This window comes from Bacillus sp. SRB_8 (assembly GCF_003264205.1).
In the GTDB taxonomy this organism is placed as follows: Bacteria; Bacillota; Bacilli; order Bacillales; family Bacillaceae_G; genus Bacillus_A; species Bacillus_A mycoides.
The window spans coordinates 163266-180381 of record NZ_NADT01000008.1; the positions used below are offsets into that span (position 1 = coordinate 163266).

Here is a 17116-nt window from a genome sequence, read left to right on the forward strand (position 1 = left end):
TCTATTATTTTTTCTTCACCGGTATCCAAAGCTCTACTTGAGCAAACTCACTCTTATCTGCATGGCAACGCTCATCGTACTGTTCAAACTCTGTAACTCCGCAATGTTCATATCCTGAATGCGGGAACCATTCTGAGAATACTGCATTCCACGTTTGGTGAATAGACGATACCATTTCTTCATGAGGAACTTTCGGCGTTGTAAATACGGCATACGTTGCGGATGGGAATGTACGCTTTGCAATTTCATTTGGTACATTTTCAAAGTCTGTAACTTCCATTCCGATAATATAAGTGAAGTCCCCTGTTTCTAAATTAAAATCAGTACATAATCCAAGCTCTACCCATTGACTCGTATCTTTACGATTCGGAATTGTCGTTCCAAGATCTTTTTGTAAATATTCTTGCCAAAATGCTGGAATGTCTTGATGGTTTTTCCCTTCTTTACTTGTCGTCTTCAGTTCATAACCTGCCATTAAAAATTCTGGTTTATTTACAATACGATATTCCATTTGTATGCCCCCTAAATACGGATTTAATTTTCTTTGTTTTACATTCACTCTGTAATACATCGGTGTTTCTATTTCTTGTTTTCGATATTCACTCGGTGTCATTTGAAATAATTTTTTAAAGGCTCTCGTGAACGTTTCGTGAGATTGAAAGCCATGCTCAAATGCGATATCAATAACTTTTTCATCCGTATGAGAAAGTTGATAAGCTGCCCGGGCTAACCTCCTCTTTCGAACATACTCCATTACTGTATCGCCTACTAACGCCTGGAATACACGATGAAAATGCGACTCAGAAAAACCTGCAACACGTGCTAAATTACGCAGCGTTTGTTTTTCCATTACATCTTCCTCAATATAATCAATTGACCTTTGAATTTGTGTTTCATAGCTTTCCATCTCTGTTCACCCGCCTTATATGTATTATGATAAAAGAGAATCCTATCCAATTCTTGACGTTTTTTACTATAATTCCATAAAAATTGTAACTTTTTTATATGTATTTCGTTGTTATGTATGAAGGGAGGGAAATTAGTGAAACGCAAACAATCATTAGAAGAAATTTACTCAGAGCACATGCATGATTTATTTCGCTATCTTCTCTCCCTAACCGGAGATTCTCACTATGCTGAAGATCTCATGCAGGAAACGTTTTACCGAATGCTCGTCCACATTGATTATTATAAAGGAGAAGAAATTAGGCCGTGGTTATTTCCAATCGCCTACAACGCCTTTATCGATTGGTACCGAAAAGAAAAGAAGTATAAAACAACGCAAATTGAAGAATTCCATTTACCAAACGTGCCAAGTACAGAACACTCTTATTTCGTAAAACATGAGATTGCTAGTTGGTTACAAAGTATATCCTCTCTTCCGCTCGAAAGACGAAATGTGTTACTACTACGAGATTACTATGGATTCTCTTATAAGGAAATAGCAGAAATGACTGGTCTCTCGTTAGCAAAAGTAAAAATTGAATTACACCGAGGACGAAAAGCAGCAAAAAGCATAAAGGAGTGATGCAGATGGTTTGTGCAGAGTTTAAAAAACTATGGGAAAAATATGAAAACGGTACACTCACACATGACGAACAAGAAAAGTTAGAAAGTCATATAGAAACTTGTGCAGAATGTGAAGCTCATTTAGATGAATTGCTTGCGAAGAGTGAACCCGTAAAGAAAAAATTACCGCCAAAAGATCTTAAAGTTCCTTTTTGGAGAATTAAGTGGAAACATCGGTTACAAACGCTTGGCTTTATACTAGCAATTTGCCTCGTTATATATATGATTGGCGGAGTATTATCTGCCTTTTATTTTCAAGCTGATAATGATAAACGACTAAAAGAAATACGAGATGTTCCTTCTCTTGCACTTGAAGCAACTATCCCAAACAGCCGCGTTATGGGCGGCGGAACAAGTGTAGAAGCTTTCTTTCGAACAAACAGCCAATTTGATTTAGTAAAAACGATTGGTAAAAAAGAAATGCCACTCGGTACAATAGAAACGAGCAGCTTCTTATCTTCTTTAAATATCACAAATAAATCTTGGGTGAATATGCACTATCAGCCGAACATCCACTTTGTTCATCCAAAAATAAAACAAGGTGATTATTTGAAAGAAGCATCTAAAAAGGTTTGGGATACACTTGCAAAGGTACATGAGGGAACAGTTGCAGAAGTAGCAATTTCTTTTGACAAAGCTTACACTTTAAAAGAATTAGAACCACTTTTATATAGCGTATTTGAAGCACAAGAACTCCCTCCAACTCCTGTATGGTACGCTTTAGACACAGGACAAGAAAGAATAAATGAAGAAGATTTCATACTATCTGGAAGCGACTTTATAGGATTTCCAGAACATATAGGATTCCTTGATGATGAAACAGAAAAACAGAAAACGCAAGAAGACAAAGTAATTGAAATGATGCGTATTCTTTCTACACATAAAAAAACTGTAAGTACAGTTGCTATGCTTCCTGAAAGCGAACTAAACTTAGATAAACGTTATAAATATGTAAAAGATAACGGCGTAAAAGTATACGGCATTGTCATTACTGGACCGTCGAAAGAGTTATTAAAATTACAAAACTCCCCTCACATACGTTATGCTACTCTTGGAGATATTGAGGTTTGGAATTGGTTTGATCATTAATAAAAAAGAAGTAGCGCTTTAGAAACGGTGCGCTACTTCTTTTTTAATTCGAAATCACTTTCACATACATCCCTTTCACCGCTTTTTCATAAGCGACATCTCTCATCTGGCCTATATTTTCTGACACAACAGACGATTGAACAACTTCACCCTTATGAAGTAACGGCGGATCAATAAGGCGTACTTTATTTTTCTGATATAAATCATAATCGTTTCCATCTTCTTTTACTTTTACATTTGGATGAACCTTGCTTAATAAAGCATGTATTTCCTGATCGTTACATTGCTGCAATTTCACTATAAGTTCATGATCTTCAAGAAGAAAATCATCTGCATGAATAACCTTTTTATGAAGAGCTAATTTTAACGTTTTAGCTAACATATCGTTTCCATAAATATTCATTGGTTTCATAAAGAAATCAATTACTTCTTTGTAATACGTCTTCGTAAACCATTCTGCAATTTCAATATTTTGAAGAACCATTTTCCCATTAACTTCGATTAAATCATTTAAAAAGTCTTGAGCTTCTTCTAAAGAAATATATCCATATGTAAACATATCCCGTAATGTGTAATCCACTCGGTCTGCACATAATTCTGGCGCAGATTTTTCAAGTAATGTCCACTTCGAATCATCTAACAAAATATCTTCATAGTTATAACCATGTTTTGAAAGAATCGCCGGGATTTCCGAGTTTTTCACGACAGAACTAAATATTTCTTCATGATAACTTTCGTTTTCGTTATCAAAAACGTAATCGATCACATGGGAAAAAGCAGTATGCGATACATCATGTAGTAAGCCAGCAATCTGTTCTTCTACTGAACCACCAAGTTTTTTAATTAACAACATAGCACCAACTGAATGATCAAAGCGCGTTACATTCCATTTCTCATTCATTAAGTAACTTGCTCCGGCCTGATGAACCCCTTTCAGCCTTTGCACAGGTTTACTTAAAATTAATTCTTCTAACACTTTATCTACTTTAAACTCACCGTATATGACATCTAATATGATCACTTAAAATCCCCCTTTTCAAGCAGAGTCTTCTTATAGTATCTCTTTTTCCAAGGAGAGTAAATACGGACATTCCGCTCTTATATATCTATAATTAAAAATATATTGATTTTACGTTTATTTATATATATTATAAATGTCTGTTATTTGTTTTAATTCATTTGTTTTTATTGAGCGCTCCTTATATGGAGCCTTTTTTCATTTTAAAAAATAGAGAGCACTCAGCCCTCTATTTCACAATCCTATTCAAATGTAACTTCAACCTGCACAATCTCAGATCTACTTCCCAGTCTAAGCGGTGGTCCCCAGAATCCAAATCCAGAAGAAACAATTGCGTGGAATGCACCTTTTTGTGCGTATCCCCAGTCTAGTTCGTACATTCTTCTCGTCACAATATGGTTCGGCGCCATTTGTCCACGATGCGTGTGACCGGATAATAATAAATCAACGCCGGCGTCCGCTGCTTGTTTTAATTCAAATGGTTGGTGGTCCATTGCGATAACAGGAAGCGATTTATCTACCGTACTCATTAGATTTTCAAAGCTTTGACGATCTCGCTCTGTTTTATCCCTTCTTCCAACGAGATAAAAATCATCTTCAATTGTAATGACTTCATCTAAAAGAATACGAATATCAATCTTATCCATCTCTTGTAAAAACTCAGGAACAGCTCGGCCGTAATATTCATGGTTTCCTAACACACCATATACGCCTAATGGAGCTTTCATCTGTTTCATGATTGGTCCCATATTTTTTTGAATGAACACACCTGGATGATCGTCGATAATATCACCAGGCAGTAAAATAATATCGGGTTTCATTTCATTTACATGACGAACGAGTCTCTTTAAATGAGCAACTCCAGACAGTTTACCGAAATGCATATCAGAGGCCATCGCAATGCGTAAACTTTTACGCCCTTCTACTCTTTTCGGTATGTGCACTTCGTACTTTCTTACTACTGGACTATATGCGTTGAATACTCCATATGCAAAGATAAAGATGAATACGAGTAAAACGACCGTTCCTGTCCAAATAATTGCCGTCTCTTTCTCCACTGAAAACTGTAATAATAAGACGGCAATATCGGCTAACGGCAATAACATAAGCGCGTATTGTATAACCGCAAACCAAATTGAACCGACCGTTCGCAGGAAAGGAAGGAATTTAAACACTTGTACGAGAATATACGCATATGAAATGAAGCCAACTACGAAAGCGTAATATCCCCAAGATTCCCAGCCGAACACCGTACTGAGCCAAACCCATCCGTTCCAGCCGATGTAAAACATGAGTAGTGTGTATACAATTAAAATAGTGAATATATTGAGATAACGAAAATTTTTCACTGCTAGCCTCCTTATTGATTTCTTCTATTATATCTTGTTATGTGCCAATAACGTAAATAGTAAGCATTCCAAACGGACCGTAATAAGCTGCTTTATCTGCTACAGCACAAAGTTATTTTTACAGGTTTTCTTTATAGTAACCTGCTATTTGTGATCCTCTTGCATTAAATCGGACATTTTTTTGTAACTGATATATTAAAACCACCTTTTCTTAGAATTAGTTTTTTTCGGTCTATAATCCGTATATCCTTTTTTATACACCTTATAGTATCCATCTACAAAAACCGCCGCGTCCGGAATCAGTCCTATCCCTCCAACAGCTTTACTACCAGTGAATAGCGCTCCTTTGACCGCTGATTTCGCTATATTTTTCATTATTTTCACTTAATTATAAGAACTACTTTTCTTTTATAAAATCCCACTGGCTATACCAACACACCTACATAGAAAAACAGTCTGCAAGAACGATAAGTGGTGAGTAGTTTACTGACGAGAAGATTCATAGTCAAATATAATACATGATAGTATTATCAAAAATACTACACCACTATATTGTATAGCAAGGGGAATACCATTTAAAACAGACGCTAATATGTCTGTAAATGTAACAATAAAAAGTAGTGTAAGTATCGTTAACATAAGTGCGGCTGAAAATAAGAAACCTTGTTTGATACATTTAAAAATCCAGCCGATTCCAATACATATTAAAATTATACGTACTGGATACTTTAAAAGTATCGAAAATAAATTATCTACACTATTAAAATTCATCATCAAATTCACCAAAATCACTTTCTGGATTTTTTATTATTTTAACGCTAGTTTTTATATGTTTGTTTATGTCCTTTGTATACTGCCTGTTCAAAACATAAGCATTTTCTATTAATCTAACGCCCACAAATGCTTTGAGACCTAATTTTAACCTGCTTTTCTAGCAGCTTTATTCACATATTCCTTGTTATAGGCTGGCCTATTTTGCTGTTTATAATTATGTTTACCTGTAGAATACCAAAGATAAAACCCTGCGTATAAAGACAATCCTTTCTCTTAACATTGCAATTCTCTTTAAACGTTCGCTCACGTTTATCCCCTCATGTATTAAGTAACTCAACATAATACAGCGTATCATCCGTCTGAAAATACATAACAGATCCGCGGCTATAATAAGTAACAAATTGAATCGGTTCTCCTAGTTCATTACGAAGATTCATATCATGCACATGATTATTGTTTAAATCATAAACAACCAACTTTTTATCTCGAGTAATGAATACTACTTTATCTTGAACAACCGCAAAACTTTCCGACCATATTTCCCTAGTTACATTGATTTCATTCCACGACATATGAAAATTTTTATCTTTCATTTGAACTAAAGGAAATTCTGAATAATAATAGAGCCAAACGTCTCCATCTATAACGTTCATTGCATAACAATCATCTATATAAGGTATATTATATTTTTCTACATATTGATCATAACTATCAAAAATCAATTGACCTGTAGAATCAAAAGCAACTATACCATTTACTCCAATTGGGCACTCTCCGAAAACCCCTTCATCACAATAACTAACCCATATATCTTCATTCACATCAACCTGACAATCTTGAATCCCTTCTCCGGCATAAAACTTACAATGTTCACTTCCGTCCGAATTATAAATAACCGCATTATCATCTTCATAATTAAATATAAGTAACCATTTCTCTCCGATTCGTTGCATACATCGCACAGATTCAACATCGATATCTACGTTTAAATTAAATTTACTTATATTCACATTATTTTTATCCAAATAAATAATACAAGGTTGATTCGTATTATCTTGTACTAGTAAAATCACATTTTGTTTATAATCCAAACTCATTTTTTTAAATTGATAGGCTTCAACAATAGACTTAAAACTTATTAACTCTTTACATACAATATCTTTCATATATATCAAAAACCCTCTCATTGATTCTAAACATAAAAATAAGCGTCAAACTTCTATACTTTTAATAAGTTTGACGCTCGCTCTCAATTATTATTTTAAATACTACCCTTTCATTCTCCTAATCCCACTCCCAGATTGGTGCGGCAGAAAAACCTCCAAGACTCATTTCCATTAAATTTAAAAGTGTTTAAAAATGAAGAAAGCTGACTTTTAATACTAAGTATATATTCATGGAATTCATATATATAACAACTTAGCGTGCTATCTCCTTCAAGCTCTTTAAAACTAACTGAAATTTTGAAAGATGTATCAATATCCAAGTGACAAGTTAAAGATAACTCATTTGATTCTGATTTAAAATGTACTGTTCCGGATCCCAAGGTATATATTTTTTGAAGGTCTTTGTAAAAGTGATATATATCATTATTGTCAAAATAAAATGATGTCGTTTTCACTTTAAAACCAGAACAACCTAGTTCACATTCTCCTTTGAAATAAGCTCCACCAAAATAACTATCTCCTTCACCTGAAAAGTCAGTTATAACAATCTTGATGAAATTATCATCCTGCTCGCCTATATGAAAACATTCCATTATTTATACCTCCCTATAATACGTATAACAGCTTGGCTAATAAATAACTAATCTAAAGTATAATTGTGGAAAATTTATATTTATAAGTTCATCTAATCTCTTATTGGTAATGAAGGTGTCTGACCTTTTTTTGCTTTAGAATTATAATGATAGTATAGCGTTTATCCTTATGTTTTTATAGCCAACAAAAATTAATGTGTACAAAAGAGAGAAAAATCTACATCAGCTTTTCTCTCTCTCAATCACTTCTCTATTTATTCTCCCTCTTCTAAAATCCCATATTGCTCCCAACAAAATATTCGTTTCCCTTTAACAGCATATATTGTTTGATCCCTTGAAAAAATATACTCAAATTGAATAGGATTTCCATCGCTATCTACTGTTAACAGAGTTGCTAATTTTTTATTTACAAGTGAATATGCATGTATTTGATTGTTATCTACACCAAAGATACTATTATTTTGTACTTTTGAATATAGTGATGTATGATTCAATGTTGTTTCATACAGAATAACTTGTTCGCATCGTTCTTTATTAATCTGTGTGAATGAATACGTTCCTTGCTCGTTATAGTAAGACATTAAAATATCACCTGTCTTCTGTATATGTATCGCTGTACAATCACAGACAGATCTCTTTATTGAATTATTAAATTCATTAGTAATTAAATCGCCATTCTTAGAGAAAATAGCTAATCCGCCCTTTTCAAATTTATTAATATCATATATATTTTCCCAATCTATCGAATCAAACTCTTCATCTGAAATAAACAATTCCTCTACAGAAGTAAATATACCTTCTTCACTATACCTAACCAATAAATGTTCTTCTTCATCAACTTGAAAATATTTTATTCCATTTCCTAAGTAATATGAAGCAATGATGTTTCCTTTTTTATCAAAAATTGTAGCCGTTGTATCTTCCTTTTTCTCAACGAAACTTTTAACCAAAATCCAATTTTCTCCTAAAGGTTGAATGAAGTTAAAATATTGATTATTTTCTATAGTATATTGTTTCAAAACGCCAGATTTCAACGCGTGTATAATTTTATAATAATAAGTTTCTGTAACCTTTTTATCCAATACTAAAATTATAATATCTTGTTTGTTTCCCGTTGTAATGCAGAGAATTTCTCCTTCTATATATGAAAAATCCATCCGCTTATTAAATACTAGTTTTCCCACAACTAACAAACCTCCAATGAATCAATAATAATCTAATTCCTATCACTCCTGAAAACCTTCTTTATATTTATACTTTTACAATCGATACAAGCTGATTTCCATCACTGAATGTTGCTGTTACAGACTTTATTTCTTTTCCATTCTCTACAACTTTAACACTTATACGGTTTCTAAAACTATCATATGTGCAAGATTTACTTCTTCCATTTTGTAATGTCGCGTTTAAAACGTTAGCGCAAATGAATTAAAATATTTTCTTATACGAATAAACATCAAACAAGGTGTACTATCTATCTTATTTGCGATGAATGAATAATGGAAATACAAGAAATTAAACCCATAAAATAACTTTCCTTCATTACCTATTCCCCTTAATATACCGATCAGTAGCATCAATTTTTCCCTAAAAATCCTTATCCCAAAAACAAAAAAATGCAGCCCCTATACGTACTCATATAGGGACTGCACCTTATTATTAAATAACAAAATCCTCCGGAATAAACACTTTCACTTCTCTCGGATGTACGTATACAAACTCACCTGTTTGAATGCCTAACTGTCTAAACTGTTCTTTACTAATTTCTGCTTCTAGATACTCATCTGTTCCGTCGCGCTTCAATTCTACATATACGACAGGGCCAACTGCGTGAGAGTATGTTACTTTCGCAGGGATGGCATCTATACTTTGTTTCGTACGATCGATTGATAGGTGGTGTGGTCTTACATATCCCACTCCGTCTACGTTTGAAACGTGCTTATGCTCTGGTGCTTCTAGCTCCACTGATCCTACATTTAGCTTACCTTTATGAACGCGGCCGTGAAATAAATTCACGTTTCCTAAAAAGTCGTATACGAACGGGCTTGCCGGTTTTTCATATACTTCTTCCGGTGTTCCCATTTGTTCAATACGTCCTTCATTCATTACAACGATGCGGTCCGCAACGTCTAACGCTTCTTCTTGGTCATGCGTTACGAATACGCTCGTAATTTGAAATTCGTCATGTAGTTTCCGGAGCCATCTTCGCAATTCTTTCCGTACTTTTGCATCAAGTGCACCAAACGGTTCATCTAGCAATAAGATTTTCGGTTCTACTGCAAGTGCCCGGGCTAGCGCGATACGCTGTCGTTGTCCGCCAGATAATTGCGCTGGGTAACGTTTTGCGAAACCATCCATTTTTACTAGTTTCAATAGTTCTGTTACTTTTTCTTCTATTACTTCAGCTGACGGTCTTACATTTTTCTTTCTTACTTTTAAACCGAAAGCGACATTTTCAAATACATTCATATGTTTAAAAAGTGCATAATGCTGGAAGACGAAACCGACTTGCCGGTTTTTTACGTGAATATCAGTTAAATCTTCCCCATCAAATGAAATGGAGCCTCCATCCGCTTCTTCTAATCCTGCAATAATTCGTAATAACGTTGTTTTCCCAGAACCTGACGGGCCTAATAAAGCAACAAGTTCTCCTTTTGGAATATCCAAATGAATGTCTGTCAGCGCTTGAAATGTACCATATTGTTTTGATACATTTTGAATTTGAATACTCATCGCAATCCCCCCTTATTGTCGTTTTTCTATTCTCCATTCAATCCAGTTTTTTATAACGAGCGTAAGAACTGCGATGAGTGACATTAAAGTCGCCACAGCAAACGCTGCTGAAAATTGATATTCATTGTACAAAATTTCAATATGAAGCGGCATCGTATTTGTAACACCGCGCACGTGACCAGACACAACGGAAACGGCTCCGAACTCACCAATGGCGCGGGCATTGCATAAAATCATGCCGTATAATAGGCCCCATTTTATATTCGGTAATGTGACGCGCCAAAACATTTTCCAGCCGCTTGCGCCAAGTGATAGCGCCGCTTCTTCTTCACTCTTCCCTTGCGCCTGCATAACCGGGATTAATTCACGCGCAACGAACGGAAACGTAACAAAAATCGTCGCAATGATAATACCAGGGACAGAGAAGATGAGCTTTATCCCGTGTTCCAATAACCATCCGCCAAGAGCCGCACGAGGTGTGAAAAGTAAAACGAATACTAATCCTGCGATAACTGGTGATACAGCAAACGGCAGTTCAATAAGAGATAATAATAATTGCTTTCCTTTAAACTGAAACTTCGTAATAAGCCAAGCCGCTGCTATTCCGAATATCGTATTAAGCGGTACAACAATTAATGCAACGAGAAGTGTTAACCTAATTGCCAAAAATGCTTCTTGATCTGTTACAGCGGCAATATATACATCAACTCCTCGTTCAAATGCTTTCATAAAAATTGTCACGAGCGGCAGTAATAGAAAGAGAGATAAAAATAAAATTGTTATCGTAATGAATAGCATTGGTACAAACTTAGATTCTTTTTTAGCTGATACGCTTTTTACTATTTTCTTTTCTAATAATGTTGGTTCCATTTTCTCCCCTCCTATTCACTTTTCAGTTCATGCCTTCTGCTCCAAGTTTGAATCATATTAATAAGTAGTAGGAAAAGGAGAGAAATAATAAGCATCACAGCCGCTACAGCTGTTGCGCCTGCATAATCATATTGTTCGAGTTTTGTCATAATCATAAGCGGTGCAATTTCTGTTTTCATCGGCATATTACCTGCGATGAACACGACAGATCCATATTCTCCTAACGCCCGCGCAAAGGCGAGTGAAAAACCAGCAAGTAGAGCCGGAAATATTTCTGGCAAAATGATTTTCACAAATATTTGGAAGCGTGACGCCCCTAAACTAGAAGCTGCTTCTTCTACTTCTTTATCAATACTTTGCAGCACTGGTTGCACCATTCGGACGACAAATGGTAAGCCAATAAACGTAAGTGCAACAATAATTCCGAGCTGGGTAAAAGCTACTTTTATATGAAACACACTAAATATTTTTCCAACCCAGCCATTTTCCGCATAAAGCGTCGTAAGTGTAATACCTGCTACAGCAGTCGGAAGAGCGAATGGTAAATCGATTAGTCCGTCTAATAACCGCTTCCCTGGAAATGTGTAGCGAACGAGTACCCAAGCAATTAATAAACCAAAAATGGCATTTACGATTGCCGCTGCAAGTGAAGTTGTGAAACTTACTTGATAGGAATGCAACACACGCTCACTCGTTATAACTTGTGCGAACTTCTTCCAGCCTAGCTGCGAAGTTTGAATAAATACGATAGAAAGTGGTATAAGTACGAATAAGCTCATATACAGCATTGTAAATCCAAGAGATAATCCAAACCCTGGTAAGACACGCTTCTTCCTCATATAACGTCACCTCATCCCCCCTTATTTTTTATACATTTGATCGAATACGCCGCCATCATTAAAATGCTTTTCTTGTGCTTTTTTCCATCCTCCAAATAGTTCATCAACTGTAAATAATTGAACTTTCGGAAATTGTGATGCGTACTTTTCTGCTACTTTTTCATTACGAGGGCGATAAAAGTTTTTCGCCGCAATTTCTTGCCCTTTTTCTGAATACAAATATTCAAGATATCCTTCTGCTACTTTTTTCGTTCCTTTTTTATCAACGACTTTGTCTACAACTGCTACTGGCGGCTCGGCAAGTATACTAATCGAAGGTGTTACAATTTCGAATTTATCTTTTCCAAGTTCTTTTTGTGATAATAACGCTTCATTTTCCCAAGCGATTAACACATCACCAATTCCTTTTTCAACGAAAGTCGTCGTTGCCCCGCGTGCTCCTGAATCTAGTACTTCCACGTTTTTATAAATTTGACCGACAAACTCTTTCGCTTTATCTTCACTATTGTTATATTTCTTCAGTGCATATCCCCACGCCCCTAAATAGTTCCACCGTGCTCCCCCAGATGTTTTCGGGTTTGGTGTAATGACAGACACACCTTTTTTCGTTAAATCATCCCAATCTTTAATTCCTTTCGGGTTTCCTTTTCTCACAAGAAATACAATCGTTGATGTATACGGAGTAGAATTATCCGCAAGTCGCTTCTGCCAATCTTCTGCTAGTTGTTTCTTCTTACTAATCGCGTCAATATCATAAGCGAGCGCTAGTGTTACAACGTCTGCTTCTAAGCCGTCAATAACGGAGCGTGCCTGACTTCCAGATCCCCCGTGTGATTGCTTTACATTTACTGTTTGACCATGCTTCTCTTTCCAATACTTCGCAAAGTCTTTATTGAAATCTTGATATAACTCACGCGTTGGATCATATGAAACATTTAAAAGTTCGACTGTCTTCTTATCTGCACTTCCTTCAGAATTGTTAGTGGCTGTTGCCGAACCACACCCTGACAAAAGGACAAATGCTGATAATAAAACACCTGTACTTTTCATTAATGCTGTCTTACTCCACTGTTTCATATATAAAGCCCCCTTAGTTTGTACAATAGAAAAAGGCACACAATCTATTCACAAAAGTGAACGTTGTGCGCCTTCAGTTTCTCTGATGAGCTTCTATTGTATTCTGTTTGATTTCTTTCCATTTTAATTCCGTAATTCACATGTGTCAACTTGGAATTTGGAATTATTATATAAGAAACTTCATACAAGCTAAAAATCAGCGGGAATGGAATCCCACTGATTTTAGTTTCGATTTATTTCTTTAACTTATCTGTCTTCGCAATAAATTGAGCTGCTTCTGCGCGGCTTACCGATTTATCTGGAGCCCATCCATTATCTGTTCCAGCTGAAATGCTTTCTTGAATTAAAATGTTCGCATACTTCGCGCCCCAATGATCTTTTAAGTCAGCAAACTCTTTAGGTAGTTTAATATTTTCATTTCTTTCTAATTTATATGCATTCACTAGCATAGAAGCCATCGATGCACGGTTAATTAACCCGCTCGGATTGAAGTTACCCTTCTCATCACCTTTTACAATACCAGCTTTTTCAACTGCTGCGATGTACGGTGTAGCCCAATGATTTTGCGCATCATGGAATGATGGCTTCGCATCTTTATTAATTTCTAATCCTAAAACAGTAGCTAATATTTTTGCTGCTGAACCACGATCGATATTTTCAGCCGGTGCAAATGTACCATCTGGCTTACCATGTACTGCCTCTTTGTCTACTAAATATTGAACTGAATCTTGTGCCCAAGTCGGTACATCTGAGAACTTAGATTTCTTTTCAATTGCACTCGCATCAATTTCAAACTGCACTTGATATTTATGATCATATTTAATTGCTGGAATTAATATATGCATTTGCATATTATATTTTTTCGAGAACTCATCGATTTCAAATTGAACAACCTTCGTACCATTATTTGTTTTATCTTCAGAGATCACTTTCACATCATGGAATGTCCCTACTTTATTAGTATCTTCTACTCTAAGATACTGGAAATAGCTACTATCTTGAACTATTAACGTAACGATTTTTTTGTCACCTTGAATTGTTACTTTTGCATTTTTTAAATATGTAGAAGCAACAGATGTTTCATTCGTTTGATCTTTATAAGTTTTTAAAATAACGTCATATGTACCATCTGCAAGTTTGCTATTTGCTTTCATTTCAACCGCTGCATCTGCTTTCGCAATAGGTGCCATGATACCGCTAAATGGAACTGCTAAAGTTGCTGCTATAACGAATGCATTAATATATTTTTTCTTAATCATTATCAATATGACATCTCCCTTTATATGAATATACCCAACATAACTATCATATTGATAATGATTATCAATATCAAATGAAAAAAATTAAACGAATACTACCTATTTATTACACAAATATGCTTTCCGATCATTTTTAAACAATAAATAATGAGCCGTATGCACTTTTCTCTCTAAATAGTCTAATGAATACGTACCCGATGGATCCACTAAATCCCCAATCGCCCCTGAAAGGTGATCAATTACTTTTTGCAATGTTTCTAAGTTCTTCTTTTCATTCTCCATATTCATTTCATCCATAATGTCACAAATAAGATATTGTACTTTCCGTAATCGTAATTCCTTCTGCTCCACGTATATCTCCTCCTTATTAGTCATATTACGTTTTAAATATATGGGCTTATAGCTTAACCAATTTTAAAAAATAACGTGAAACTTTAATCAGTAGGGATTTTGTCCATCCACACTAATCGAGCTTTTGCAGGACAAAAAGATATCCATCTCTAAACATGTAGCCATAGAGGTGGATATCTTTATTTTTATACTTGTAATGCCTTCTCTCTCAAAGCTCTTCTTAACAACTTACCAGTTGTATTCTTCGGCAATTCTGTTAAAAATTCAATGCTCTTTGGCACTTTATATTTCGCTAAATGTAGCGTGCAGTAATGCATCAGTTCTTCTTCTGTTACGTTCGTTTGTTTCAGAACGACGTAAGCTCGCACTGCTTCTCCTAAGTTTTCATCAGGAACGCCTATTACAACAACTTCAGCTACCGAATCGTGAGTATATAATACTTCCTCTACTTCACGAGGATATACGTTATAACCGCCAACTAAGACAATATCTTTTTTACGATCGACGATATAGAAGTAACCTTCTTCATCCATTTTCGCTAAGTCACCTGTATATAGCCACCCGTCTTTAAGTGTCGCTGCTGTATCTTCTGGCGCATTATAGTAACCCTTCATAACGTTAGGTCCGCGAACAATTAACTCCCCAACTGCACCGACAGGTACTTCTTCCCCAAGTTCATTCACAATTTTATTTTCTACGTGCCAAATATTTGTACCAATCGAACCTGGTTTACGAGGACGATCTAACGGATTAAAACAAGTAACTGGTGATGCTTCTGATAAACCGTATCCTTCTGAGACAATCACATCAAAACGTTTTTCAAAGTTTTGCAGAAGGGCAACAGGCATTGACGCACCACCTGAAATACAGAGACGAAGCGTCTTTACATCTTCTGCGCTTGCTTCTTCAAATAAATATAAGTAATTGTACATCGTCGGCACACCAGCAAAAATCGTTGGTTCATACGTACGACAAATACGGAATACTTCTTTCGGACTAAACCTCGGTATCATTAAAATCGTTGCCCCGTTCACAATCGGCGCATTTACTGCAACTGTTAAACAGAATACATGGAACATCGGCAGTGCCGCAACGACGCGATCATCAGCAGTATATTGTAAATATGACGCAACATCGCTTGCGTTACTATATAAATTTTTATGCGTTAACATAGCGCCTTTGGGCTTTCCAGTTGTACCTGAAGTGTATAAAATAACAGCTACATCTTCTTCATCTAGTTCAGGACCTTCGTAAGTTATATCTCCAGTTCCTATAAAACTAGTAAACGTTTTCATTTTTTCAGTTTCTGTATGAGTAAAATCTGATGAGGTTTCGCATATGATGATATTTTCAAGTGAAGGAAGTCTTGTTGTAAGAGATTGTATAACAGGTAGAAGGACGTCGAGTACGATGATTGTTTTTACATCTCCATTTTGTAATATGTAATGTATTTCGTCTGCTGTATAAATTGGATTAATTGGAATGACAGTTGCCCCTGCTTTCATTGTTCCGTATAAACCTACTAAAAAATGTGGTGAATTGCCTACAGCTAATGCGACATTGTCCCCTTTTCCAATGCCCATTTTTGCTAAATTACTAGAAAACCTAGTGACCACTTTGTTTAATTGGTCATACGAGACCGACTGATCCATAAATATGTACGCCGGTTTATCCCCCTTCTTTTTTGCCGTTTCAGCCAAAGATTGAACGAGATTCACACAAATCCCACCTTTATAAAATTTAGAATATTTAAAAATTCTAAATTAATTATATTAAAAGAAAATTAAAGTAGCAAGTGATATTCCATTAACTGCATATACACGGCGTACTTTCTATTGAATAACTTTGGAAAGATAAGGTGATTCTACTTGCCAACAAAGTATTAAACGAGGACAGAAATCATTTTAGGATAATATGCGCTCATCTTGTCTCTAAGCTTATCAAGTTCCTCTTTATTTAAACTCGTATACTCTCCATACAAGTTAATCGCGTCCGCTCCATTTTCATGCAAGTAGACTGTAACATATAGTGTCGGTAATCCTTTATTGTCTTCATCTATCGACAAGACAACATCTGGCGTTTTACCAACGCTACTAAACGTTTCATTTCTTTTCCATTTCTTATTTTGAAACATAGTTTGTATATCATTTATTTTTTGTTTGTTATTTGTATGCGTATAATATATGACATTATCCTTCGCTGGCTTTCCAATAGACAAAGTCGTACGGTTTGAAGAAGTTTCATCGTTACAAGCTGTCATTCCAATAACGAAGCTGATCAATAATATAAAGTGTATTATCCTTTTCATTTCGATCATCCTCCTTTAATTACATATACTTCCTTTATAATAAAAGAATGTCCTGCTAGTAGATGTTTTTAGGAACGCTTTTAACGGTAACTGAATTCATAATAAAAAAAGCCATCCCAAA

The 17116-nt window shown here is 35.4% G+C and carries 17 protein-coding genes and 1 pseudogene; 2 read left to right on the forward strand and 16 right to left on the reverse strand.

The window, feature by feature from the left end; genetic code table 11:
- Positions 1-4 precede the first annotated feature (4 nt).
- The gene (locus B5P40_RS07645; RefSeq protein WP_113709047.1) at positions 5-907 is read right to left on the reverse strand and encodes an AraC family transcriptional regulator; all 903 of its coding nucleotides are present in this window, start codon (positions 905-907) and stop codon (positions 5-7) included.
- Positions 908-1042: 135 nt separating this feature from the next.
- Between B5P40_RS07645 and B5P40_RS07655 the strand changes: the two genes are divergently transcribed.
- Positions 1043-1528 (forward strand): RNA polymerase sigma factor, encoded by a 486-nt coding sequence (locus B5P40_RS07655; RefSeq protein WP_113709048.1) that lies wholly within the window; start codon positions 1043-1045, stop codon positions 1526-1528.
- Between the two features lie 5 nt (positions 1529-1533).
- Positions 1534-2658 carry an anti-sigma factor gene (locus B5P40_RS07660; RefSeq protein ID WP_113709049.1) on the forward strand — a complete coding sequence of 375 codons (1125 nt, stop codon included), beginning with the start codon at positions 1534-1536 and terminating at the stop codon, positions 2656-2658.
- A gap of 43 nt (positions 2659-2701) precedes the next feature.
- On the opposite strand, the gene B5P40_RS07665 is transcribed toward B5P40_RS07660, so the two are convergent.
- The 15 genes and pseudogenes from B5P40_RS07665 to B5P40_RS07740 form a co-directional block, all read right to left on the reverse strand.
- Positions 2702-3679, reverse strand: coding sequence for an HD domain-containing protein (locus B5P40_RS07665; protein WP_113709050.1), 978 nt, complete (start codon positions 3677-3679; stop codon positions 2702-2704).
- A 239-nt stretch (positions 3680-3918) separates the two neighbouring features.
- Entirely contained in the window at positions 3919-5025 is a 1107-nt protein-coding gene (locus B5P40_RS07670; protein WP_113709051.1) for a metallophosphoesterase, read from the reverse strand.
- A gap of 195 nt (positions 5026-5220) precedes the next feature.
- A complete protein-coding gene (locus B5P40_RS07675) occupies positions 5221-5400 on the reverse strand; it encodes a hypothetical protein (RefSeq protein ID WP_206772092.1) in 180 nt (59 codons plus the stop codon).
- Positions 5401-6116: 716 nt separating this feature from the next.
- On the reverse strand, positions 6117-6965 hold the full coding sequence (locus B5P40_RS07685) for a hypothetical protein (protein ID WP_113709054.1): 849 nt from the start codon (positions 6963-6965) through the stop codon (positions 6117-6119).
- 110 nt (positions 6966-7075) lie between these two features.
- Positions 7076-7558: a WapI family immunity protein gene (locus B5P40_RS07690; RefSeq protein WP_113709055.1), complete on the reverse strand. Its 483-nt coding sequence runs from the start codon at positions 7556-7558 to the stop codon at positions 7076-7078.
- A gap of 254 nt (positions 7559-7812) precedes the next feature.
- Positions 7813-8742, reverse strand: a complete 930-nt coding sequence (locus tag B5P40_RS07695) for a hypothetical protein (protein WP_113709056.1) — start codon at positions 8740-8742, stop codon at positions 7813-7815.
- 85 nt (positions 8743-8827) lie between these two features.
- A pseudogene (locus tag B5P40_RS34340) lies at positions 8828-8971 on the reverse strand (Wall associated protein); the annotation flags it as partial.
- Positions 8972-9217: 246 nt separating this feature from the next.
- Complete coding sequence (locus B5P40_RS07705; protein ID WP_113709057.1) at positions 9218-10291, reverse strand: sulfate/molybdate ABC transporter ATP-binding protein; 1074 nt, start codon at positions 10289-10291, stop codon at positions 9218-9220.
- Between the two features lie 12 nt (positions 10292-10303).
- Positions 10304-11161: a sulfate ABC transporter permease subunit CysW gene (gene cysW, locus B5P40_RS07710; RefSeq protein WP_113709058.1), complete on the reverse strand. Its 858-nt coding sequence runs from the start codon at positions 11159-11161 to the stop codon at positions 10304-10306.
- Positions 11162-11172: 11 nt separating this feature from the next.
- Complete coding sequence (gene cysT / locus B5P40_RS07715) at positions 11173-12000, reverse strand: sulfate ABC transporter permease subunit CysT (protein WP_113709059.1); 828 nt, start codon at positions 11998-12000, stop codon at positions 11173-11175.
- 21 nt (positions 12001-12021) lie between these two features.
- Positions 12022-13077 carry a sulfate ABC transporter substrate-binding protein gene (locus B5P40_RS07720; protein ID WP_113709060.1) on the reverse strand — a complete coding sequence of 352 codons (1056 nt, stop codon included), beginning with the start codon at positions 13075-13077 and terminating at the stop codon, positions 12022-12024.
- 233 nt (positions 13078-13310) lie between these two features.
- Positions 13311-14336, reverse strand: a complete 1026-nt coding sequence (locus B5P40_RS07725; protein ID WP_113709158.1) for an S-layer homology domain-containing protein — start codon at positions 14334-14336, stop codon at positions 13311-13313.
- A 99-nt stretch (positions 14337-14435) separates the two neighbouring features.
- On the reverse strand, positions 14436-14687 hold the full coding sequence (locus B5P40_RS07730; protein WP_002064161.1) for a hypothetical protein: 252 nt from the start codon (positions 14685-14687) through the stop codon (positions 14436-14438).
- Positions 14688-14872: 185 nt separating this feature from the next.
- The gene (locus B5P40_RS07735) at positions 14873-16405 is read right to left on the reverse strand and encodes a fatty acid--CoA ligase family protein (RefSeq protein ID WP_113709061.1); all 1533 of its coding nucleotides are present in this window, start codon (positions 16403-16405) and stop codon (positions 14873-14875) included.
- A gap of 164 nt (positions 16406-16569) precedes the next feature.
- Positions 16570-16995 carry a hypothetical protein gene (locus B5P40_RS07740; RefSeq protein WP_113709062.1) on the reverse strand — a complete coding sequence of 142 codons (426 nt, stop codon included), beginning with the start codon at positions 16993-16995 and terminating at the stop codon, positions 16570-16572.
- Positions 16996-17116 lie beyond the last annotated feature (121 nt).

What these genes read in the sequence shown, in the direction of transcription:
- B5P40_RS07645 (WP_113709047.1), bottom strand. Translation starts at nt 907, where the DNA reads ATGGAAAGCTATGAAACACAAATTCAAAGGTCAATTGATTATATTGAG.
- B5P40_RS07660 (WP_113709049.1), top strand. Translation starts at nt 1,534, where the DNA reads ATGGTTTGTGCAGAGTTTAAAAAACTATGGGAAAAATATGAAAACGGT.
- B5P40_RS07675 (WP_206772092.1), bottom strand. Translation starts at nt 5,400, where the DNA reads ATGAAAAATATAGCGAAATCAGCGGTCAAAGGAGCGCTATTCACTGGT.
- B5P40_RS07685 (WP_113709054.1), bottom strand. Translation starts at nt 6,965, where the DNA reads ATGAAAGATATTGTATGTAAAGAGTTAATAAGTTTTAAGTCTATTGTT.
- B5P40_RS07690 (WP_113709055.1), bottom strand. Translation starts at nt 7,558, where the DNA reads ATGGAATGTTTTCATATAGGCGAGCAGGATGATAATTTCATCAAGATT.
- B5P40_RS07705 (WP_113709057.1), bottom strand. Translation starts at nt 10,291, where the DNA reads ATGAGTATTCAAATTCAAAATGTATCAAAACAATATGGTACATTTCAA.
- cysW (WP_113709058.1), bottom strand. Translation starts at nt 11,161, where the DNA reads ATGGAACCAACATTATTAGAAAAGAAAATAGTAAAAAGCGTATCAGCT.
- cysT (WP_113709059.1), bottom strand. Translation starts at nt 12,000, where the DNA reads ATGAGGAAGAAGCGTGTCTTACCAGGGTTTGGATTATCTCTTGGATTT.
- B5P40_RS07720 (WP_113709060.1), bottom strand. Translation starts at nt 13,077, where the DNA reads ATGAAACAGTGGAGTAAGACAGCATTAATGAAAAGTACAGGTGTTTTA.
- B5P40_RS07725 (WP_113709158.1), bottom strand. Translation starts at nt 14,336, where the DNA reads ATGATTAAGAAAAAATATATTAATGCATTCGTTATAGCAGCAACTTTA.
- B5P40_RS07740 (WP_113709062.1), bottom strand. Translation starts at nt 16,995, where the DNA reads ATGAAAAGGATAATACACTTTATATTATTGATCAGCTTCGTTATTGGA.